24 protein-coding genes are annotated in these 17,917 nt (G+C 35.7%); 12 read left to right on the top strand and 12 right to left on the bottom strand.

Features of this window, described 5'->3' with window-relative positions; all coding sequences use genetic code 11:
- Positions 1-34 precede the first annotated feature (34 nt).
- The 6 genes from KORDIASMS9_RS21740 to KORDIASMS9_RS21715 all read left to right on the top strand — a co-directional run bounded on the left by KORDIASMS9_RS21740 (position 35) and on the right by KORDIASMS9_RS21715 (position 5,317).
- Positions 35-856, top strand: a complete 822-nt coding sequence (locus KORDIASMS9_RS21740; protein ID WP_240321098.1) for a T9SS type A sorting domain-containing protein — start codon at positions 35-37, stop codon at positions 854-856.
- 195 nt (positions 857-1,051) lie between these two features.
- Complete coding sequence (locus KORDIASMS9_RS21735) at positions 1,052-2,713, top strand: alpha/beta fold hydrolase (RefSeq protein ID WP_114904870.1); 1,662 nt, start codon at positions 1,052-1,054, stop codon at positions 2,711-2,713.
- Positions 2,714-3,147: 434 nt separating this feature from the next.
- On the top strand, positions 3,148-3,510 hold the full coding sequence (locus KORDIASMS9_RS21730) for a cytochrome c (protein WP_114904869.1): 363 nt from the start codon (positions 3,148-3,150) through the stop codon (positions 3,508-3,510).
- A gap of 22 nt (positions 3,511-3,532) precedes the next feature.
- Positions 3,533-4,078 (top strand): YceI family protein, encoded by a 546-nt coding sequence (locus tag KORDIASMS9_RS21725; protein WP_240321097.1) that lies wholly within the window; start codon positions 3,533-3,535, stop codon positions 4,076-4,078.
- Positions 4,056-4,460, top strand: coding sequence for a hypothetical protein (locus KORDIASMS9_RS21720; protein ID WP_114904868.1), 405 nt, complete (start codon positions 4,056-4,058; stop codon positions 4,458-4,460). Before KORDIASMS9_RS21725 ends, KORDIASMS9_RS21720 begins: the two co-directional genes overlap by 23 nt.
- Positions 4,461-4,465: 5 nt before the next feature.
- Positions 4,466-5,317: a DUF5777 family beta-barrel protein gene (locus tag KORDIASMS9_RS21715; protein WP_114904867.1), complete on the top strand. Its 852-nt coding sequence runs from the start codon at positions 4,466-4,468 to the stop codon at positions 5,315-5,317.
- A 100-nt stretch (positions 5,318-5,417) separates the two neighbouring features.
- On the opposite strand, the gene KORDIASMS9_RS21710 is transcribed toward KORDIASMS9_RS21715, so the two are convergent.
- The 3 genes from KORDIASMS9_RS21710 to KORDIASMS9_RS23555 all read right to left on the bottom strand — a co-directional run bounded on the left by KORDIASMS9_RS21710 (position 5,418) and on the right by KORDIASMS9_RS23555 (position 6,480).
- Complete coding sequence (locus KORDIASMS9_RS21710) at positions 5,418-5,687, bottom strand: hypothetical protein (protein WP_114904866.1); 270 nt, start codon at positions 5,685-5,687, stop codon at positions 5,418-5,420.
- Positions 5,688-5,852: 165 nt separating this feature from the next.
- Entirely contained in the window at positions 5,853-6,158 is a 306-nt protein-coding gene (locus KORDIASMS9_RS21705) for a hypothetical protein (protein ID WP_114904865.1), read from the bottom strand.
- Positions 6,159-6,321: 163 nt separating this feature from the next.
- The gene (locus tag KORDIASMS9_RS23555) at positions 6,322-6,480 is read right to left on the bottom strand and encodes a hypothetical protein (protein WP_162820109.1); all 159 of its coding nucleotides are present in this window, start codon (positions 6,478-6,480) and stop codon (positions 6,322-6,324) included.
- Positions 6,481-6,660: 180 nt separating this feature from the next.
- On the opposite strand from KORDIASMS9_RS23555, the gene prfA reads away from it, so the two are divergent.
- The 4 genes from prfA to KORDIASMS9_RS21685 all read left to right on the top strand — a co-directional run bounded on the left by prfA (position 6,661) and on the right by KORDIASMS9_RS21685 (position 10,259).
- Positions 6,661-7,734, top strand: a complete 1,074-nt coding sequence (gene prfA / locus KORDIASMS9_RS21700) for a peptide chain release factor 1 (RefSeq protein ID WP_114904864.1) — start codon at positions 6,661-6,663, stop codon at positions 7,732-7,734.
- 139 nt (positions 7,735-7,873) lie between these two features.
- Positions 7,874-8,689: an orotidine-5'-phosphate decarboxylase gene (gene pyrF, locus KORDIASMS9_RS21695; RefSeq protein WP_114904863.1), complete on the top strand. Its 816-nt coding sequence runs from the start codon at positions 7,874-7,876 to the stop codon at positions 8,687-8,689.
- Positions 8,690-8,725: 36 nt separating this feature from the next.
- Positions 8,726-9,520, top strand: a complete 795-nt coding sequence (locus tag KORDIASMS9_RS21690) for an ABC transporter substrate-binding protein (protein WP_114904862.1) — start codon at positions 8,726-8,728, stop codon at positions 9,518-9,520.
- Positions 9,521-9,755: 235 nt separating this feature from the next.
- A complete protein-coding gene (locus tag KORDIASMS9_RS21685; RefSeq protein WP_114904861.1) occupies positions 9,756-10,259 on the top strand; it encodes a hypothetical protein in 504 nt (167 codons plus the stop codon).
- A gap of 18 nt (positions 10,260-10,277) precedes the next feature.
- Here KORDIASMS9_RS21685 and KORDIASMS9_RS21680 read toward each other — a convergent pair whose 3' ends face one another.
- The 9 genes from KORDIASMS9_RS21680 to KORDIASMS9_RS21640 form a co-directional block, all read right to left on the bottom strand.
- Positions 10,278-10,769, bottom strand: a complete 492-nt coding sequence (locus KORDIASMS9_RS21680) for a hypothetical protein (RefSeq protein ID WP_114904860.1) — start codon at positions 10,767-10,769, stop codon at positions 10,278-10,280.
- A gap of 458 nt (positions 10,770-11,227) precedes the next feature.
- Positions 11,228-11,461 carry a hypothetical protein gene (locus KORDIASMS9_RS21675; protein ID WP_114904859.1) on the bottom strand — a complete coding sequence of 78 codons (234 nt, stop codon included), beginning with the start codon at positions 11,459-11,461 and terminating at the stop codon, positions 11,228-11,230.
- 118 nt (positions 11,462-11,579) lie between these two features.
- Positions 11,580-12,659 carry a M15 family metallopeptidase gene (locus KORDIASMS9_RS21670; protein ID WP_114904858.1) on the bottom strand — a complete coding sequence of 360 codons (1,080 nt, stop codon included), beginning with the start codon at positions 12,657-12,659 and terminating at the stop codon, positions 11,580-11,582.
- Positions 12,660-12,731: 72 nt separating this feature from the next.
- Complete coding sequence (locus KORDIASMS9_RS21665) at positions 12,732-13,364, bottom strand: hypothetical protein (protein ID WP_114904857.1); 633 nt, start codon at positions 13,362-13,364, stop codon at positions 12,732-12,734.
- Positions 13,365-13,472: 108 nt separating this feature from the next.
- Positions 13,473-13,910: a cupin domain-containing protein gene (locus KORDIASMS9_RS21660; RefSeq protein WP_114904856.1), complete on the bottom strand. Its 438-nt coding sequence runs from the start codon at positions 13,908-13,910 to the stop codon at positions 13,473-13,475.
- Positions 13,911-14,013: 103 nt separating this feature from the next.
- On the bottom strand, positions 14,014-14,217 hold the full coding sequence (locus tag KORDIASMS9_RS21655; protein ID WP_114904855.1) for a DUF2007 domain-containing protein: 204 nt from the start codon (positions 14,215-14,217) through the stop codon (positions 14,014-14,016).
- A 184-nt stretch (positions 14,218-14,401) separates the two neighbouring features.
- Positions 14,402-14,887 (bottom strand): DUF5763 domain-containing protein, encoded by a 486-nt coding sequence (locus KORDIASMS9_RS21650; protein WP_162820108.1) that lies wholly within the window; start codon positions 14,885-14,887, stop codon positions 14,402-14,404.
- Between the two features lie 3 nt (positions 14,888-14,890).
- Complete coding sequence (locus tag KORDIASMS9_RS21645; protein ID WP_114904853.1) at positions 14,891-15,355, bottom strand: hypothetical protein; 465 nt, start codon at positions 15,353-15,355, stop codon at positions 14,891-14,893.
- A 232-nt stretch (positions 15,356-15,587) separates the two neighbouring features.
- Entirely contained in the window at positions 15,588-16,292 is a 705-nt protein-coding gene (locus KORDIASMS9_RS21640; RefSeq protein WP_114904852.1) for a DUF4197 domain-containing protein, read from the bottom strand.
- 179 nt (positions 16,293-16,471) lie between these two features.
- Between KORDIASMS9_RS21640 and KORDIASMS9_RS21630 the strand changes: the two genes are divergently transcribed.
- A complete protein-coding gene (locus KORDIASMS9_RS21630) occupies positions 16,472-16,918 on the top strand; it encodes a hypothetical protein (protein ID WP_162820107.1) in 447 nt (148 codons plus the stop codon).
- 10 nt (positions 16,919-16,928) lie between these two features.
- Positions 16,929-17,858: an MBL fold metallo-hydrolase gene (locus KORDIASMS9_RS21625; RefSeq protein ID WP_114904849.1), complete on the top strand. Its 930-nt coding sequence runs from the start codon at positions 16,929-16,931 to the stop codon at positions 17,856-17,858.
- The last annotated feature ends 59 nt before the right edge of the window (positions 17,859-17,917 follow it).

The raw sequence follows: 17,917 nt of genomic DNA, 5'->3' as shown, positions 1-17,917 counted from the left end.
ACCAGAAAACTAAATACGAATACTAAATATTAACATGATGAACAAAATTACTTTTACAACCAATCTATTCATGGCAATTTACTGCCTATTTACCGTACAAATGAATGCCCAAGATGGCTATACGTACACACTAATTGACAATGGAAATTACAGTTTCTCTGTTGGAGCGGTGCCGAATGCGAGCGCATCTAACTTTGCAACCTCTGTACAGAGTTACGGATTCACCATTATTGTGCCTGACGGAGTTACCGCAACGGTAACCTCTTCTCTTGGAGGAGCTGCAAGTGCTACGTTCTTCGACGGAACCAATGTAGCACAACCAACAATTGACGGATACTTAATAACAGAAACTTTGGGAAGTCCTGCATCATTACCAGCACCATCTGCAGGAACAACGACATCAATAGTAACATTTCAAATAAATGGCGCACCAACAAGCGGAACTCTAGAAATATTAGCCAACAATTCTGCATTAGCAACGACAGTAACTCCGTTAAAAAGTTTCATGCAAGCAGATATGATTGACAACGGAACCGCAGAATTTGTCAATGTAGTAGACCCAAATGCTTCTGGATTATCTGGAACGCCTTCATTTGATTTTTCTACCCTTTCGGTAGAAGATACACTACTAGAAAACCTTTCGGTTTATCCAAATCCTGCTGTGACTACAGTAAACATTAAAAGCCCTGAAACACGTATTGAACGTATTGAAATATACAATGTGAACGGACAAATGGTAAAAACGCAAAACACACGTTTAGAAACGATAGATGTTAACAACCTACAAAGCGGAATGTACCTCATGAAACTTTACAGTGAAGAAGCAAGCAAAACCATCAAATTGATAAAAAAATAATGGTACAACCCCAAATTGTAACCATTGCATGTAATAATGAAACACAATAACTTTTATGTTCCAAATTAGGATAAATATCAATTTTTTGATAGCTTAACTCATATATAGAAGTTTATTTTTTTATGGTAAGTTGAAAATTATTATTACATAGTAACCTACGCTATGGCTTAGTATTAAATAGCATAAAATATACAGATGATTCCTAAAATACAATACACAAAAAGCGGAAACCTTAGCATTGCCTACCAAGTTTTTGGTTCTGGCCCGATAGATTTGGTGTACATTCCAGGTTGGATTTCCAACATCGACTGGATGTGGGCGTGTCCAGAATTGGTAGACTTTTTTCAAGAACTTGGAAAATCAGTGCGCATCATTCTTTTTGATAAAAGAGGCACAGGTTTGTCCGATCGTATTGTGGAATTGTCTACGCTAGAAGAACGCATGGAAGATATCAAAGCCGTCATGGATGCCACCAATTCCAAAAAAGCCATTCTATTTGGACATTCGGAAGGCGGAAGTGTTTCGGCTTTATTCAGCGCCACGTATCCAAATCGTGTGATTGCATTGATTACATTTGGAATTTTTGCAAAACGAAGATATTCCGAAGATTATCCTTGGGCGCCAACGGATGAAGAACGTCAAAAGGTGTACGACATGATAGAAAATGACTGGGGAAGTGGAGAAATGAACCTAGAATCCTTAGTGCCATCCAAAGCAAACGATCGGCAATTTATGAGCTGGTTGGCAAGTTACTTTCGTTCAGGTGCAAGCCCAAGAGCTGCCATGAAACTCACCAAAATGAACACACAAGTAAACATCATTGATATCTTAGAGTATATAAAAGTACCTACGTTGTTAATGCAGCGTACCAACGACATTGATGTAAAAATTGAAGAAGGCAAATTCATTGCAGAACGCATCAACGATGCAAAATTTGTAGAATTTGACGGAAACGATCATCTATTTTGGGCTGGAAATACCAGAGAAGTGTTGGACGAAATGAAAACATTCATTCGTCAATTGCCTCCGTGTGATGGTTGTTATAAAAAAAGACTCTCTACCATTTTATTCGGACAAATCATCAACGCTTCTAACTTCAGTGTAAAATCTCAGGAATTGGATGATTTCATCATTCAAAATGGAGGAACCATCATCAGCAAAGAAAAAAAGTTTTTTATGGCTGCGTTTGAAGTGCCAAGCAAAGCCATTGCTTCGGGAATCAACATATTAAATGATTTAAAAGCAAAAGGAATACCATTTTCGGCTGGTATTTACATGAAAGAAAGTGCTGCAAATCATGACGATCCTTTAACGAAAAGAGACAATTACATGATTGCGTCAATTTTATCGTTGATAAAGCCAAACAAAATTTTAGTAACACAAGCCATCAAACATTTGCTGTCAGGTGTCGCATTCAATTTCTCGAAAGATACGTCCATTTTAACCTATAAAACGCATCAACTTTGCAAGTTGTATCATGTAACAGATACATCAAATACAGAAGTGAAAACATCATTTCCGTATGGTTTTTCAAAATATGATTCATTCCTAGAAGATGTCATAAAAATTATTGATGAACACCTAGATAACAATGCTTTTGGTGTGGAAATGCTCACGCGAGAAACAGGCGTGAGTGAACGAAAATTACAACGTCGCATAAAAGATGCAACTGGAAAATCGCCAAGTCAGCTCATCACATTCATCCGACTCAACAAAGCGAAAACTGCATTGTTAGCCAATTCGGACACTGTGGCTGAAATAGCGTTTAAATATGGCTTTTCAAGTCCGTCGTACTTCTCCAAATGCTTCAAAAAAGAATTTGGTGTGCGTCCTACGGAAGTTGCCGCAATGAATTAAAATGCTATGTATTTGATTCATAATAAATTAAAAATAGTATAAACTATTAAAAATACGTCAAACTGTCGGAAAATTACTAGTAAAAAGCGGATTCGTTACAGGGAAGCATTCAAAATGCGACTACTTTTATTTTTTAGAATCCTACCAATACGAGTTGTACAAAGACACAAAAGAACAAGCATGAAAAACTCAGAAATAATCACAGAATCATCCAAAAACAGGATTCCTTTTCAAGGGGTATATTTCCGCTTCAAGCAATTTCTTTAGTATTTACAAGGGAAAATGGTGTTAATTTACACTGTTTTAGAAATGATGGGGAAAAATTGTGTAACTAAAGACAATAGTCTAAATTCATAAAAAATTAGTACGTTCAGAAAAAGAAAAAGAATCAGCAAAATCATAATAAACCTAACATAAGAATTAAATTAAAAACAATGTATCGAAAAGTAACTTTAGTAATAGTATCAGTAGTCATTGCTACACTTTACAACTGTACCACGAATACGATTGACGAAGTGGAAATTGAAGATTTACCACCAATTGTAGAAAGTGTAACGTATGACGATGATGTAGCGCCTATTCTCAACAGTACCTGTGTAGGTTGCCACAGTGGACCAAGTGCAAACGCAGGTTTACAATTAGATGGATATGCCAACGCCAGAGCAGGCGTGGAGCAAGGAAACGTAATCAATCGTATCAATAATGCCTCCAACCCAATGCCACCATCAGGGCAAATGCCGCCAGAAAACCGTCAAATTATTGAACAATGGGCAGCAGATGGATTTTTAGAAAATTAAATCAACACCAATAATAAACAATATGAAGAAATTACTACACCTGTGCTTGTTTTTAGCAGTCGGAACTGTTGCAGCACAAAAATACTATACCAAAACAGGAACGACCGATTTCAAAGCTTCGGTAGAAGCATTTGAGCCAGTAGAAGCAAAAAGTAACAGTACAACAGCGGTCTTAAAAGTGGACTCTGGCGAATTAGCAGCGTTGCTATTTATCAAATCATTTCACTTCAAAGTAGCGTTGATGGAAGAACATTTTAACGAAAACTATATGGATTCGGATAAATTTCCAAAAGCAACTTTCAAAGGAAAACTAGAAGGTTTCAATATGTCCGATCTATCCAGTACAGCCAAAGAATACAACTTGACAGGAACACTTACGGTAAGAGGAAAAGCCAAAGAAGTAGCCACTACAGCAAAAGTTTCCAAAAATGGAGACAAAATAATGGTTGCATCATTTCTTTCTGTAAAACCACAAGATTTCGGAATTGAAATTCCAAGTATTGTTCGTGAAAAAATAGCTAAAGAAATTAACATCACTTTGAATTATGAGCTTATCGAAAAAAAGTAAAAAAAGAATACTCATTGCCTTAGTCGTACTAGTCATTGTTGGAGTTGGAGGATATTTATACATCTACAAAGCTCACAAAACGCTAGATGATATGGAAGTTGTGTACACAGGAAGTGCCCAAGAATTTGAAAGTAAAATGGAAGCCAACGCAGATGAATGGTCAAAAGCAGGCGATAAAGTCATTGAAGTAACGGGCGTTATCACAGCAAAAGACGTAAAAGGGATTTCCGTGGATGGAAGTTTCTACTTTCAACTCGAAGAAGGAACCAAAACCGACAACTTAACAGAAGACCAAAAAATAAGAATCAAAGGAAGAATCATTGGTTACGACGATTTGCTTGGCGAATTGAAACTAGATAAAGCCATCATTCTCAAAAAATAATACAAATGAAACATTATTACATATTTCTTTTATGCTGTTTGAGCAGTATAAGTTTGCTTGCGCAAGATGATTTACTTGACGAATTAGAAGACGAAGCAACACCAGAAACCTTTGTGTCGCCAGCATTTAAGGCGATGCGAATTATGAATATACAATCGACAAAAGTCGCAGCAAAAGGCGATTTTTATCTATATGTATCACACCGATTTGGAACCTTAGATGACGGATTGACCACATTTTTCGGATTTGACAATGCCAATACAAGAATTCAATTGGTATACGGACTTTTTGAAGGTTGGCAATTTGGAATCAGTAGAGAATCGTTGCGCCAAACCTATGCGCTTTCTACAAAAATGAAGCTAAAAGATCAGTCAGATGCCTTTCCCGTAAGTTTGGTTGGGTATGCTACCGCGAATATCAACACGCAAGTACGAAAAGATCGCTTTCCGTTCTTAACGTTTGAAGATCGTTTAAGCTATACCACACAACTATTAATCTCAAGAAGATTTAACAACAGCTTTTCTTTGGAATTGGCACCATCGTATGTGCGTCACAACTTAACGTTAGAGTCTTCGCAAAAACACGATCAATTTGCCATGGGAATCGGTGGACGCTTAAAAGTAAGCAAACGTATGTCGATCAATATGGATTATGCGTATAACTTTAGTAGAGCGGATGATACTGCCTTTAAAAATCCATTAACAATTGGTGTGGATATTGAAACTGGCGGACACGTATTTCAATTGTTATTCTCTAATGCACAATCGACAAACGAACCAGGATTTTTAAGTTATGGAGAAGGCGATTGGACTGACGGCGATATTTTCTTCGGATTCAACATTGTACGTGTATTCTAAAAAATATAAATCTTACCCAAAATAACCTACAGCAAAGGCTTTCATGTATTTGAAAGCCTTTGTTATTTTGTGTCATTTTATGTATAAATTGGTATAACTTTTACCAACAAGCCAAAGTTGGAGCATCTGTTGTGCAGCCTACTATGGTTTGACAATCAAAAGAATGACAAGCCGCAGATGGACATGCATCCGAAGGATTTGGACAACCGTCCGAAACTGGACAGATATCTGGATATACAGATTTTGGCGGACCGCAACAAGTATCAGTGACGCACAAAAATGAGCCGCCAACAATTTGATGTGTAGAAAAATTAGAAACTTTTGACTTGGAAAGTTGTAATTTTTTTAGCAATAATTTTTGTTTTTTCATGATTATAAATTTTGAGTGTATACGTCTCAAAGCTATCAAAATGGAATTGCTAAATAAAGAAATAAAAGTAATACTGTGTAAATGGTAATAAAATGAAAATAATTGGTATAAAAAAAGCTTTCAAATACATGAAAGCCTTTCTTGTTTGTGATTTAAAAATAATTCTTAGTAGCATTGAACTCCTGGAGGACAAACTGAATCAGATTGACATCCAATTTGTGTGAATCCACATCCGTTTGTAGGTGCTGGACAACCATAACCAACGGTTACGCATGCATCAGTATATTGAGGACAACCGTCAGTTTCTTGTGGGCAACCAAAAGTTCCGCCACATCCAAATTCACTAGGAAAACATGGCTCCGCAGTTCCTGTCCACGACTGAAATCCTCCTTTTAATCCATCAGATTCCAATGATGCTACTCTCGACTTTTTTAATGCTAATTGTTTTAAATTAATTTGCTTTTTTTTCATGATATATAGGTTTGTGGTTAAGCTATAAAACTACTAAGAAATGATGGATGTTGCCGATGGAAAATCCGTAATAATAGTAATGTTTGTAAAAAAGAAAACTGCATCATCTTCCGAAGAAAATGATGCAGCTATACATTTAAAATATGCAATTCGTAAAGTATCTTTAACTTTGTGTACCACAATCGCGTTTCGTATCAGGACATGGCGTTCCATCTCCTAAAGAAGTGCAGTCACTATCAATAGGAATGCTGTGCAATCCTCCCTTTAATGATGAAATAATACTTTTGTTTAATTTTAATGAATTCAAATCTCTTTTTTTCATGTGTGTTCATTTTAATGGTTACTCAATATTCTAGTACTAAATGTGCAATTTTAAAGTAAGATAATTCAATTCTATTCAAAAGAAAATTGCGACATTGTAGAAAGTGTTTTAGATCATCAATAGAAAACTATAAACAATCAATAAAAATTGTAAATTTGCAAACCTGAAAAGAGAAGTTCCATGTTAGAAAAGTTAGAAATAGTAAAGCAACGTTTTGATGAGGTGAATGATTTAATTATTCAACCAGACATCATTGCAGATCAAAAAAGATACGTACAACTCAATAAAGAATATAAAGATCTTAAAATACTCGTAGAAAAACGCGATGTATACAAAGAACTCATAGACAACATTGCCGAAGCTGAAGAAATTATTTCTGATGGAAGCGATGCCGAAATGGTAGAAATGGCAAAAATGCAATTGGATGAAGCTAAAGATGCATTGCCAGTGTTGGAAGAAGAAATTAAATTCTTATTAATCCCTAAAGATCCAGAAGATAGTAAAAATGTAGTGGTGGAAGTACGCGCAGGAACTGGAGGAGACGAAGCCAGTATTTTTGCGGGAGACTTACACCGAATGTATACAAAATATTGCGAAGGTCGCGGTTGGAATGTAAGCGTAGTAGATTACAGTGAAGGAACTTCTGGCGGGTTCAAAGAAATTATTTTTGAAGTCTCTGGTGAAGATGTATACGGAACCATGAAGTTTGAAGCTGGTGTGCATCGTGTACAACGTGTGCCACAAACAGAAACGCAAGGCCGTGTACACACAAGTGCAGCAACCGTCATGGTATTGCCTGAAGCCGAAGAATTTGATGTAGAATTAGACATGAACGATGTACGAATAGAACGTACCACCTCTACAGGACCTGGAGGACAATCGGTAAACACAACGTATTCTGCCATTCGATTGCATCACGGACCATCGGGATTAGTGGTAAGTTGTCAAGATCAAAAATCGTCACATAAAAACTTAGAAAAAGCGTTGAAAGTTTTACGTTCGCGTTTGTATGAAAAGGAATTGGAAAAGAAATTGGCAGCAGATTCTGCTCGTCGTAAAAGCATGGTTTCTTCAGGTGATAGAAGTGCCAAAATTAGAACCTACAATTATCCACAAGGTCGTGTCACGGACCACAGAATTGGATTGACACTGTACGATTTGTCAAACATTATCAATGGAGATATTCAAAAGATTTTAGATGAATTGATGCTTGTTGAAAATACAGAAAAGTTAAAAGAAGCGAGTGAGTTTTAATGTAGTTGTCAGTTAGTAGTTGTCTGTTGTTTGTGTGTTATGAAAAAATCCCTTATGTAAAGCAACCAGCAACAAACAACTAACAACTAACAACTAACAACCAGCAACTAGCAGTTAACAACCAGCAACAAAAATAACAATGACCACAACACAACTAATTGCAGAAATTCATAAAAAGAAATCATTTCTATGTATAGGATTGGATGTGGATTTGAATAAGATTCCAAAATTCCTGTTAGAAACTGACGATCCGATTTTTGAGTTTAACAAAGCAATTATTGATGCTACACAGCATTTAGCAGTCGCTTACAAACCCAATACGGCATTTTATGAAGCATACGGAATTAAAGGTTGGCAAGCATTGGAAAAAACGATTCAATATCTAAACACCAAGCATCCTGAAATTTTTACGATCGCCGATGCAAAACGCGGCGATATCGGAAATACGTCGAGCATGTATGCGAAAGCGTTTTTTGAAGATTTAGCTTTCGATTCGGTAACAGTGGCACCATATATGGGGAAAGATTCGGTAGAACCTTTTTTAGCTTTTGAAGGAAAACATACTATTTTATTGGCGTTGACTTCCAATAAAGGCGCGTTCGATTTTCAAACGAAAACTATTGAAGGGAAAGAAGTGTACAAACATGTGCTAGAAACGTCTAAAACATGGGAGAACAGCGAAAATTTAATGTACGTAGTTGGTGCGACGAAAGCTTCTTTTTTAGGAGAAATCCGAGCGATTGTTCCTGAGAGCTTTCTACTCGTTCCTGGTGTGGGTGCGCAAGGCGGAAACTTACAGGACGTTTGCAAATACGGAATGACAGACACGGTTGGTTTGTTGATCAATTCTTCTCGTGGGATTATCTACGCATCCAACGAAGCAGATTTTGCATCTGCAGCAGCGAAAAAAGCACAAGAATTACAAGTGCAAATGGCTGTAATATTAACGAAATAACCTTTCAATTATAACTAATACAGCGCCTGTCGAAGTATGGAATTCACCGATCAAATGCAACGAACTTTTACGTTGGAAAAACCACCGCAGCGAATTGTTTCGTTAGTGCCATCGCAAACAGAATTGTTATATGATTTAGGGTTGGAAGAACGCATTGTGGGGATCACCAAATTTTGTGTACATCCGTATCATTTTAAAAGTACCAAAACCGTTGTGGGTGGCACAAAAAATATTAAATTAGAAAAAATAAAGGAATTACACCCCGATTTGATTCTCTGCAACAAAGAAGAAAACAGCAAAGAAATTGTTGAAGAACTGGAGAAATTATTTCCTGTACATGTTTCGGATGTAAAAAATATTGATGAATCTATGGAAATGATTTCGCAATATGGTGCCATGTTGAAGTGCAACACAGAAGCTTCAAAAATTAACAATAAGATTCAATTTTATTTAAAAGATTTTCAAGAATTTGTCAGAGACATTCCCGTGCAAAAGGTAGCCTATTTTATTTGGCGAAAACCTTGGATGGTAGCGGGAGAAGATACGTTTATCAATTATTTATTGACACTGTGCAAATTTGAAAATATATACGCATCACACGGAAGATATCCAGAAGTAGAAATCAAAAAAATGCGTTTAGAAGGCAATCCAGCTATTGTAATGCTATCTTCAGAGCCATATCCTTTTAAAGAGGAACACGCGTTTGAACTTGGACGATGTACGCAGCATGCAAAAATCGTTTTTGTAGACGGCGAATATTTTAGTTGGTATGGTTCACGACTTGCGAAAGCTTTTGAGTACTTTAAACAATTACATAAAAAAATCGGGTAATGAGACCCGATTTTCTATTTTTTAACTAACCCAAAAAATGTTGTAGTAGAATTTTACAACAGTACAAATATAGGATGAAAACCTAGATTTATATGTTAAGAGAATATTAGAAATTGATTAAAAAATGTTAATTAATGCAAAAGTTTAGGGTTTGAGTATCAGTGAAAAAGCTTTTTTTTGATGGAGACATTAAAATTTACAGTATCTTAATTCCCATAAATTAATTCCTCATAGTATGAAAAAATTACTACTCATTTGTATTGCAATAGCTTCGTTTACATTGACAGCACAACAAAGCAAATGTAAATGTTGTACCGAAAACCATCAAGCGTTTGACTTTTGGGTAGGAACTTGGAAAGTCACCAATCCCGATGGTACTTTTGCAGGAAATAATACAATTACTAAAATTGAAGATGATTGTGTGTTACGCGAAAATTGGACAAGTGCGAAGGCAAAGTATACCGGAACAAGCTATAATTTTTACAATGCTCAGAAAAAACAATGGGAACAAATTTGGATCGACAATCAAGGCGCGAGTTTGCATCTAAAAGGAGATAGAGTAGGAAACCAAATGATTTTAATGAGCGATGAGCTTACTTCTCCGAAAGGTCAAAAATATGTAAACAGAGTTACGTGGACACTCAACAAAAATGGTTCGGTTCGGCAACATTGGGAAACTTCGAACGATCAAAAAACCTGGAAAACTGCGTTTGATGGTTTGTATGTAAAAGTCAAATAGCTATTGGAAAATAGATACCTATTCTTTTAGAGCCTGTTTAGCTTTTTTATCCAAAGTACGTCCTGAATAATCTTTCAACTTATACTCCATATATGTTTTAAAGACATTGTATAAAGTAGCATCTTTAGCGGTTCCACCTGCGACTTTTTTAGAACCGTGTCCTAGCATTGGCGGATCTAACCCCAACTTTCTAGCGGCATTCACAAGTGTTACATGTGAGTCTTCACAATAACTCCAGCAATGTTTTTCCATTGCTTCTTCATCGTTCCAACCTTCTTTTACTATTTTATACATTTTAGGCGGACCAATTTTTTCATCCTTTTTCTTCTTGCCTAATTGATAAATAAGATGGGTGCTATCTGGACTTTCAGAAGAATTTTTTAAAGCGTTTTTTTCTATAAGTTGATGCGGACGATTATCCACGAATTCAAAAGGAGCATTCTTTTTTGATAATGTAATATTACCCACTGCTTTTTGTTGCTTTTTTGATTTTTTGGCAGAATGATACATATAATATTTTTAATGAAGTTACAGAATATTATATAATGAACAGACTGTATACTACATAAAAACAGAAGTTGTATACGATTTGTATACGCTACATTTTGAATTTCCGCCAATTCACGGAATCGTCATACGTATAACTTGTATTCGCCTAGCTCTTGTATTAGATTCGTTTCATTATTAATTCTAAAATATAATGAAATGAAAAAAAAGAATCTAACATCGCTCAAGTTAAATAAGAAATCAATTTCTTCACTGAATGGGGAGAATATATCTGGTGGATACATTGATATTTCGAAACTTATCGGTTGTATTACAGGTCCTTGTCCTCCTGATAGATTAACCGATCATTGTGTACCATCAACTTCTTGTCCTCCACCTTCTGAGTCATGTTTACCATGTTGGGATTAAATGTTTGCGAACTTTGATTTGCTTTTTATTTTTTCTGAAAGAAACAACAATGATTACCAACGAATTTGATACGGATACAATTCATACACCGCATTGTCTTCGTTAATAGTATTTCCTAGTTTGCCTTCACGATTTGCGGATTCAAATGATTGCGTTACTTGCGCTGAGTTTCCTAATTTTTGAAGGCAAATTGCTTTGTAATGAATAACTTCCGCGAAATTTGAATATAAGTGTAATGCAACATCAAACGTAGCAATAGCATTGTTGTATTGTTCTAGTTCGTACAACCACCAAACTCGTTGTGATGATAGTAATATCTTCCAAATTCATCCGATCTAATGTCTAAAATATTTGGACGAAGTTCCACATCAACTTCTGCGTTATAAAATAAAACGATAGCTAAGGCTATACTTTTCCAAGTTGTACAGCTTCTTGCATCGCTTGATAGCGTTTTTTCCAAACAGCTCTGTCTTTGTTCAAATGATCGTCGATATGTACAGGATCTTTGGTGTTGAAATTTCCGCCCCAGCGCAATTCAGGGTCGTCAATAATTAGGCTTAAAAAGTACTTTACAGGCTCGGGAACGTTTGGATACTTAGTCAATACTTTTGAGTTTGCCCATTGTCCATTACCATACTGTAAATTCATATCAATTCCGTGTCCTGCTAGATGATTGGAAAACGTAGCTGGCGGTACAATTGCACCTTGCACATTGGTAGTGGTTCGAAACGAACTTGTTACGTACACAAAAACATTGGCTTTTTTGGCATAACCGTTAATTTTTTCGAGCGCAGGCACAAATTCAACATCAGCTCTACAGGGTTTTCCTGAAAAATTAGAAGCTTCAAATAACACCAAAGGCGATTTTTTATTGGGAAGATTTTTAGGTGCCAAATCGCTCCAACTACTTCCATAATATCGTTTGATGTCTTTTAGGAAAAGATCAATCAACGGTCGTGTGAGCGAGTCGCCATCAGAGTCAATTCCGTTGTCATTGGCATATTTTATAACTGCATTTCGGGTGCTATTTCCATAAAAACCATCGGCACCAAACTTTTCAAAATTCAATTGTTCGCCATAGCCTTCTGTATTCAAAAATACTTGAATTGCTGTAACGCTCATTTTTGTGCCTTTGGAAATGTACTTTTTAGTACGAAGATCAGAATCGTGAATTGCCCACAACACATACATTTCTGGGAGAAAATCGTGTCGTTCTAAAATCAACTTAGCCAAATCGTCCGTAACAGATTTTCCATCACTTTGAAAATTATTTTTTTTGGCAAAAGCAGCAACTGCCGCAGTTGTAGCATTTCCATAATCGCCATCAGCTTGGTAATTGTCCCACTTTAATTCTTTGCGAAAGCCCAATTCGAAAAGCGTTCGTTGCAAATCGGTAATCAATACTTTATCTGTTGATTCTTGAAATAACGATTGATCAATATTTCTTTTTTTTAACGCTGCTTCTAGCAGATTTGAACATTCCATAATGATAACTTTTTAAGTGTGAGCAATGTACTAAAAATTATAAGCAGAAAAAAAGGGTGAAAACACTTAGATTTAGCCCAAATCATCAATATATCCACTCGCAGCACCTGATCTTTTAGGTCTATTTTCTTTCCTTAAAACGCCCGTGAGTTTGTCAAACTGAGTTCTTGTAACTTTTCCTTTTTTCCATTGATACTGCTTTGCAAGTCTAAAAGCATATTTATTGTAATTTGGATGACTTCCACCACCTTTAATATGGTGCATTTTCCCTTTGTCTAAACGTGTTAAACGTAAGTGATTGGTTCTACGTCTGCCAGAAGGTAGCATCATTCCGTTTGTAGCACTATTTGCCCAAGACTTCGGAATTCCGTAATCTCTGCACACTTGTGCAGGAATTAAATGTTGTGCTTCTCTTCCGCGTTTCCATTTTTTAAAATCAACCCTTTTAACTTTTTTTCCTCCACCTAATTTAAAGCGCTCTCTTGCTAATTTTGCAGAATCTCCATATTTGCCTTTGCCAAGTTGAATTACTTGTCTTTGTAATACTTGATCTTTATTTTTTTGATGAAATAAATGTTCTTCAAGACTTGAAACAGCTCTATTATCAACCAATTGGAAAATCGCACCACGATTCGGCTTTTTTTGTAAACTATGTGCAACGGCAAGTTGTTTACCTGGAACTATTGTTTGACGATTTCGATACACGTAAAATTTTCTTTTGGTGATTAATTTCCATAGAAATTTAAAAAATATTTTACTTGAGAGTTTGTTTTTAGGTACAAAAAATGCAGTATGTCTACGAAATGTATATGTTTACAGAAATGAAATCCCATACTTGCTGGCAAGCTCACTCCTTTTTTCGGGAGAAACATCTTTGCCCAATTGTTTCATTTCGTTAAAGAAGTTTTCAAAATTTTGACCAGGAATTACATAATTCAATACGCGCGCCGTTTCTTCACCCAAGGTCTTAATACCGTGTTGTATGTTTCTAGGTAAATAAATAATTGTTCCTTCTTTTGCGTGTATCGTTTCATCGCCTAGCATCAATTCGACTTCGCCTTCGAGTACATGAAAAATCTCGTCTTCTTTGGTGTGAACATGTAGCGGAACTTCACTTCCTTTCGGCATCAATCCTTCTACTAAATACACATCGCCAGCAGTTTGTTCCGAATTTAATAATAAATTGCGCATGCCGCCTAAAAGTGAATCCGTTTTTTCTTCAGGAGTAATGATTTTTGGTGTTCTCGTCATAATAGACTTGTTTGTTGCGCTAGTATTTTAGTGAGTTTATAAATTGATGTTACCTAAAAAGCAGGAAGAAGCATTCAACGCCTAATTCGTAATTTCATCAAGTCTATTTTAAATCAGCAAGCAGCTCCAATGCTTTTTCCGCATCTTCTTTGGCAACATGCAATTCAATATCGCCGCCTAACATTCCTGCATACGAACGATCCATTTTATTGATTTCAAAATAGTTAATTCCGGCTTCACTTAAAATATGTTTGGCGTCCATTGCCTGAATCTGTTCGTTGGTTGTGTATATTTTTATTCTATCCATGGTGTGTAATTAAGAGTTATCTTAATAAGGTACAAAATTGCTACGAATTTAGTGTGTAAAAAGAACAAAAATTCCAATGAAAAACGCAGTATTTTATCAAACTCGCTGAAAGTGAGAAACTAACAATGAGAAGTTATTTTCATTCAATCTTTTCACCTTTTCAATTTTCAATTAATAACCAAAATCAATCGTGCTGATAACAAAATCCGCTACCTTTTACTTTACGTCGGCAACGTTTTCCAGACTTTGTCCGCGCACCACAAAGTGACGTTGTATTTTTTGATGAATTAGAAGCGTTTTTAGGTGAATTTTGATCTTGTTTTGTATGTTGAAAACAATAGCCATTTGCCAGATGTGTTTTATGTTGACAACGAGTTCCTTTTTGAGTAATGTCTTTGCAGCGAACTGTTTTTTTGGAAGTTCCCACAGATTTATCTCTTAGATTATTTCCTTTCCGTAACTTATGTTTTGGAGGTGGTTTGCAAATTTTACAAGGTGTTAATTGATACTGATCAATTTCCGAAACGCCTGATAATTTGCTAGAAACATTTTCCACCATTCTACACGAACTCAAATGATATCGCGCTCCCGAAGGTGTTTTGTAGACATTTTGGGCTTGGCAATACCATGAAACTGTAGCAAAAAAGAATATGGAGAAAAGATATTTCATCTGTTACTTAACTCGTTTACCATGAACACTTCCTTTTGAAGCTGCGGCAGTTCCGGAAAAATGTCCTTTCAATTCATTATTTTCCAATGCAACAACAAAACTTCCTGTACTTTCTCGTAATTTACCTTTCAGTATGTACGTACAATAAATACTATCATTTTTATATTTCCCTGTAATTATTAGCGGATCATGTTCATTTGAAGGCAGTTCTTTATTGTCATACTTCCACTTTTCTCCATCACCTTTAATTTGCTCACTATTTTGCATAAAATGTATTTTATACTCACTCACTTTTCCTTGATACGCATTATGCATTGTTTCGTTAACTTGAAAACTTACATACCATTCTCCAGTAATATCTGCATTGGATGAAAACAAATTCTTAATCTTATTAATGTTTAAAAATAAGGCAACTAAGACACCAATAAAAGTTATAATTGCAGCAATTCTTTGTAGCTTTTTAGTCATCTTACATTGTGGTTTTAATATGTAATAATAAGTAAAAAAACTATTAATTGTTTACGGTTTCCCATAAAAAAACCATCGCAAAATAAATCCTGCAATGGTGTTATGTATATCTTAAATGCTAAATGCTAAATGTTGAATTTTAAATGAAAAAAGTATTTTTCCAACAGCCAACAGCCAACAGCCAACAGCCAACAGCCAACAGCCAACAGCCAACAGCCAACAGCTAAAAAAACTAATCCTGCAACGCAAAAACCTTCTTCAGCAAATCCGTAGTTCTCGATCCTACTTTAGTGCGAATTTTTTGTTCCTCAACTGCAATCATCGTATACACACCTTTCAGTGCTTCCGTGGTTACGTAATCGGTCAAATCAGGATTTACCTTATTCACTAATGGGATTCTGTTGTAATTATTAATCAAATTTGTCCAAATTTTGTCCGCGCCTACCTTGGCAAACGAATTTTGAATTACAGGTTGAAACTTATTATACAACGCTGTGGTTGTTTTTCCTTCCAAATATTGTGTAGCGGCGTTATCTGCGCCCAATAAAATATTCTTTGCATCCGTAAACGTAATATCTTTCACGGCATTTACAAAAATCGGAGTTGCCTCTTTTACAGCATCTTCCGCAGCTCTGTTTAGCATTTTAATGCCATCATCTGCCAAACTTCCCAATCCTATTTTACGCAAGGCTTTATCTACTTTTTGTAATTCTTCTGGCATTAAAATTTTGACAAGACTGTTGTTATAAAAACCATCTTTCAATGTCAATTTTTGTACTTGCTTATCAATTCCAAAATCCAACGCTTGTCGCAATCCTGCTGCAATATCAGCATTTCCAAGTGTTCCGCCTTGTGGCAATTGATTTACAACTTGTTGTAACTCTGCACAAGAATTCAACATCAATAATCCAACAAAAGCAATAATAATTTTTTTCATGAGTATATATTTAAGATTTTTTAGACTGTAAAAAAGTACAAAAGGTTTAATGGATTCCAAAATCGTACCACACAAAAATACACGAATAATTAAAACTACGACTTTGTTTGCTGTGAAATTTAAGAAGAATCAATCGCAAGAAAAACACTATCTTATGCTACAAATAGAATCCAACTACCGTGAAAAAACTACTCAGTTATATAATAGTACTCAGTTCACTTTGGGCAGTTGCTCAGGAATCCATCCCGAATAAGACTGAAATGTGTACACTGCTCAAAAAAATGATTGAAAACGATCAAAAGCATCGAAATGGAAAAATATTAAAAGATGGAAAGTTTGGTAGAAAAAGTACCTATCCTAAACATGTGATTGATTCTGTTTGGGTATTGCAACGAAAATTAGACGTCGAAAACACGGAAAAATTGCTGCAATTAACTGAAAAATATGGTTGGTTAAGTGATGCAAGTGTACAATGTCAAAATCTAGACATTTGGTTGATTTTTAGACATTCAGACAAACAATATTACCAAAAAATTTCAGCATTGATAGAAAAAGAACACGATGCCAAACGACTCAATAGCTTTCAATACAAACTCATCAAAGATCACGTAACAGGGAAATATTAAAAAATCGTACATGAAAAAAACCTGGTTATTAGTTTTACTAGTATTCTTTACAAGCTGTCAGCAAGAAAAGAAAACGATCATTTCTGATCAATACCTTACCGTATTAGGAACGGCGCAAGATGCAGGCTATCCGCAAATCAACTGTCACAAAACCTGTTGTCAACCATATCATGAAGGGAAAGTTGCCAAAAAACTAATCTCTTGTTTGGGTTTAATAGATCTCAAGGCAAAGAAAAAATGGATATTTGATGCCACGCCCGACATCGCACAACAAATTCAACACCTTTCCAAACAGCTTGAAACCACCAATGTAATTGACGGTGTTTTTCTCACGCATGCACACATTGGTCATTACACAGGACTTATGTATTTTGGGCGCGAAGCTATGGACGCAACGCAAATTCCAGTCTATGCGATGCCAAAAATGAAAAACTTTCTAGAAACGAACGGACCTTGGAGTCAGCTAGTTTCTCTTAAAAATATTGCGCTAAAAAAGTTAAGTCATAACACTTCCGTAGAGTTGACAAACGGACTTCAAATAACGCCTTTTTTAGTACCACATCGTGACGAATTCTCAGAAACGGTCGGCTATAGAATTCAAGGACAACACAAATCGGCCTTGTTCATTCCAGATATTAATAAATGGCAACTTTGGGAAAAAAATATTGTAGCAGAAGTTAAAAAAGTAGACTATGCTTTTTTAGATGCTACTTTCTTCAAAGATGGCGAAATTCCAAGACCGATGAGCGAAGTACCACATCCGTTCATTGTAGAAACCGCAAAACTCTTTGAAAACGAAGACAAAGCTACCAAAAATAAAGTCATCTTCATACATTTCAATCACTCCAATCCTGCATTGCAAGATGCAAATGTGTTAAAAGACAGTTTGGAAGCACAAGGTTTTCAATTTGCGGAAGAAGGAATGCGTTTCGGACTCTAAAAATGAAATACCTAAGATGCACATACAATCACAAACAAGTCTTGATTCTAAAATCTAAC

It is taken from the genome of Kordia sp. SMS9, from assembly GCF_003352465.1.
In the GTDB taxonomy this organism is placed as follows: domain Bacteria; phylum Bacteroidota; class Bacteroidia; order Flavobacteriales; family Flavobacteriaceae; genus Kordia.
The sequence above is the reverse complement of the archived record's forward strand: the minus strand, read 5'-3'. Positions and strand labels throughout refer to the sequence as shown.

Bases quoted from the DNA above. Each gene is read 5' to 3' on its own strand.
- KORDIASMS9_RS21740 (WP_240321098.1), top strand. From the start codon at position 35: ATGATGAACAAAATTACTTTTACAACCAATCTATTCATGGCAATTTAC.
- KORDIASMS9_RS21735 (WP_114904870.1), top strand. From the start codon at position 1,052: ATGATTCCTAAAATACAATACACAAAAAGCGGAAACCTTAGCATTGCC.
- KORDIASMS9_RS21730 (WP_114904869.1), top strand. From the start codon at position 3,148: ATGTATCGAAAAGTAACTTTAGTAATAGTATCAGTAGTCATTGCTACA.
- KORDIASMS9_RS21725 (WP_240321097.1), top strand. From the start codon at position 3,533: ATGAAGAAATTACTACACCTGTGCTTGTTTTTAGCAGTCGGAACTGTT.
- KORDIASMS9_RS21720 (WP_114904868.1), top strand. From the start codon at position 4,056: ATGAGCTTATCGAAAAAAAGTAAAAAAAGAATACTCATTGCCTTAGTC.
- KORDIASMS9_RS21715 (WP_114904867.1), top strand. From the start codon at position 4,466: ATGAAACATTATTACATATTTCTTTTATGCTGTTTGAGCAGTATAAGT.
- KORDIASMS9_RS21710 (WP_114904866.1), bottom strand. From the start codon at position 5,687: ATGAAAAAACAAAAATTATTGCTAAAAAAATTACAACTTTCCAAGTCA.
- KORDIASMS9_RS21705 (WP_114904865.1), bottom strand. From the start codon at position 6,158: ATGAAAAAAAAGCAAATTAATTTAAAACAATTAGCATTAAAAAAGTCG.
- KORDIASMS9_RS23555 (WP_162820109.1), bottom strand. From the start codon at position 6,480: ATGAAAAAAAGAGATTTGAATTCATTAAAATTAAACAAAAGTATTATT.
- prfA (WP_114904864.1), top strand. From the start codon at position 6,661: ATGTTAGAAAAGTTAGAAATAGTAAAGCAACGTTTTGATGAGGTGAAT.
- pyrF (WP_114904863.1), top strand. From the start codon at position 7,874: ATGACCACAACACAACTAATTGCAGAAATTCATAAAAAGAAATCATTT.
- KORDIASMS9_RS21690 (WP_114904862.1), top strand. From the start codon at position 8,726: ATGGAATTCACCGATCAAATGCAACGAACTTTTACGTTGGAAAAACCA.
- KORDIASMS9_RS21685 (WP_114904861.1), top strand. From the start codon at position 9,756: ATGAAAAAATTACTACTCATTTGTATTGCAATAGCTTCGTTTACATTG.
- KORDIASMS9_RS21680 (WP_114904860.1), bottom strand. From the start codon at position 10,769: ATGTATCATTCTGCCAAAAAATCAAAAAAGCAACAAAAAGCAGTGGGT.
- KORDIASMS9_RS21670 (WP_114904858.1), bottom strand. From the start codon at position 12,659: ATGGAATGTTCAAATCTGCTAGAAGCAGCGTTAAAAAAAAGAAATATT.
- KORDIASMS9_RS21660 (WP_114904856.1), bottom strand. From the start codon at position 13,910: ATGACGAGAACACCAAAAATCATTACTCCTGAAGAAAAAACGGATTCA.
- KORDIASMS9_RS21655 (WP_114904855.1), bottom strand. From the start codon at position 14,217: ATGGATAGAATAAAAATATACACAACCAACGAACAGATTCAGGCAATG.
- KORDIASMS9_RS21650 (WP_162820108.1), bottom strand. From the start codon at position 14,887: ATGAAATATCTTTTCTCCATATTCTTTTTTGCTACAGTTTCATGGTAT.
- KORDIASMS9_RS21645 (WP_114904853.1), bottom strand. From the start codon at position 15,355: ATGACTAAAAAGCTACAAAGAATTGCTGCAATTATAACTTTTATTGGT.
- KORDIASMS9_RS21640 (WP_114904852.1), bottom strand. From the start codon at position 16,292: ATGAAAAAAATTATTATTGCTTTTGTTGGATTATTGATGTTGAATTCT.
- KORDIASMS9_RS21625 (WP_114904849.1), top strand. From the start codon at position 16,929: ATGAAAAAAACCTGGTTATTAGTTTTACTAGTATTCTTTACAAGCTGT.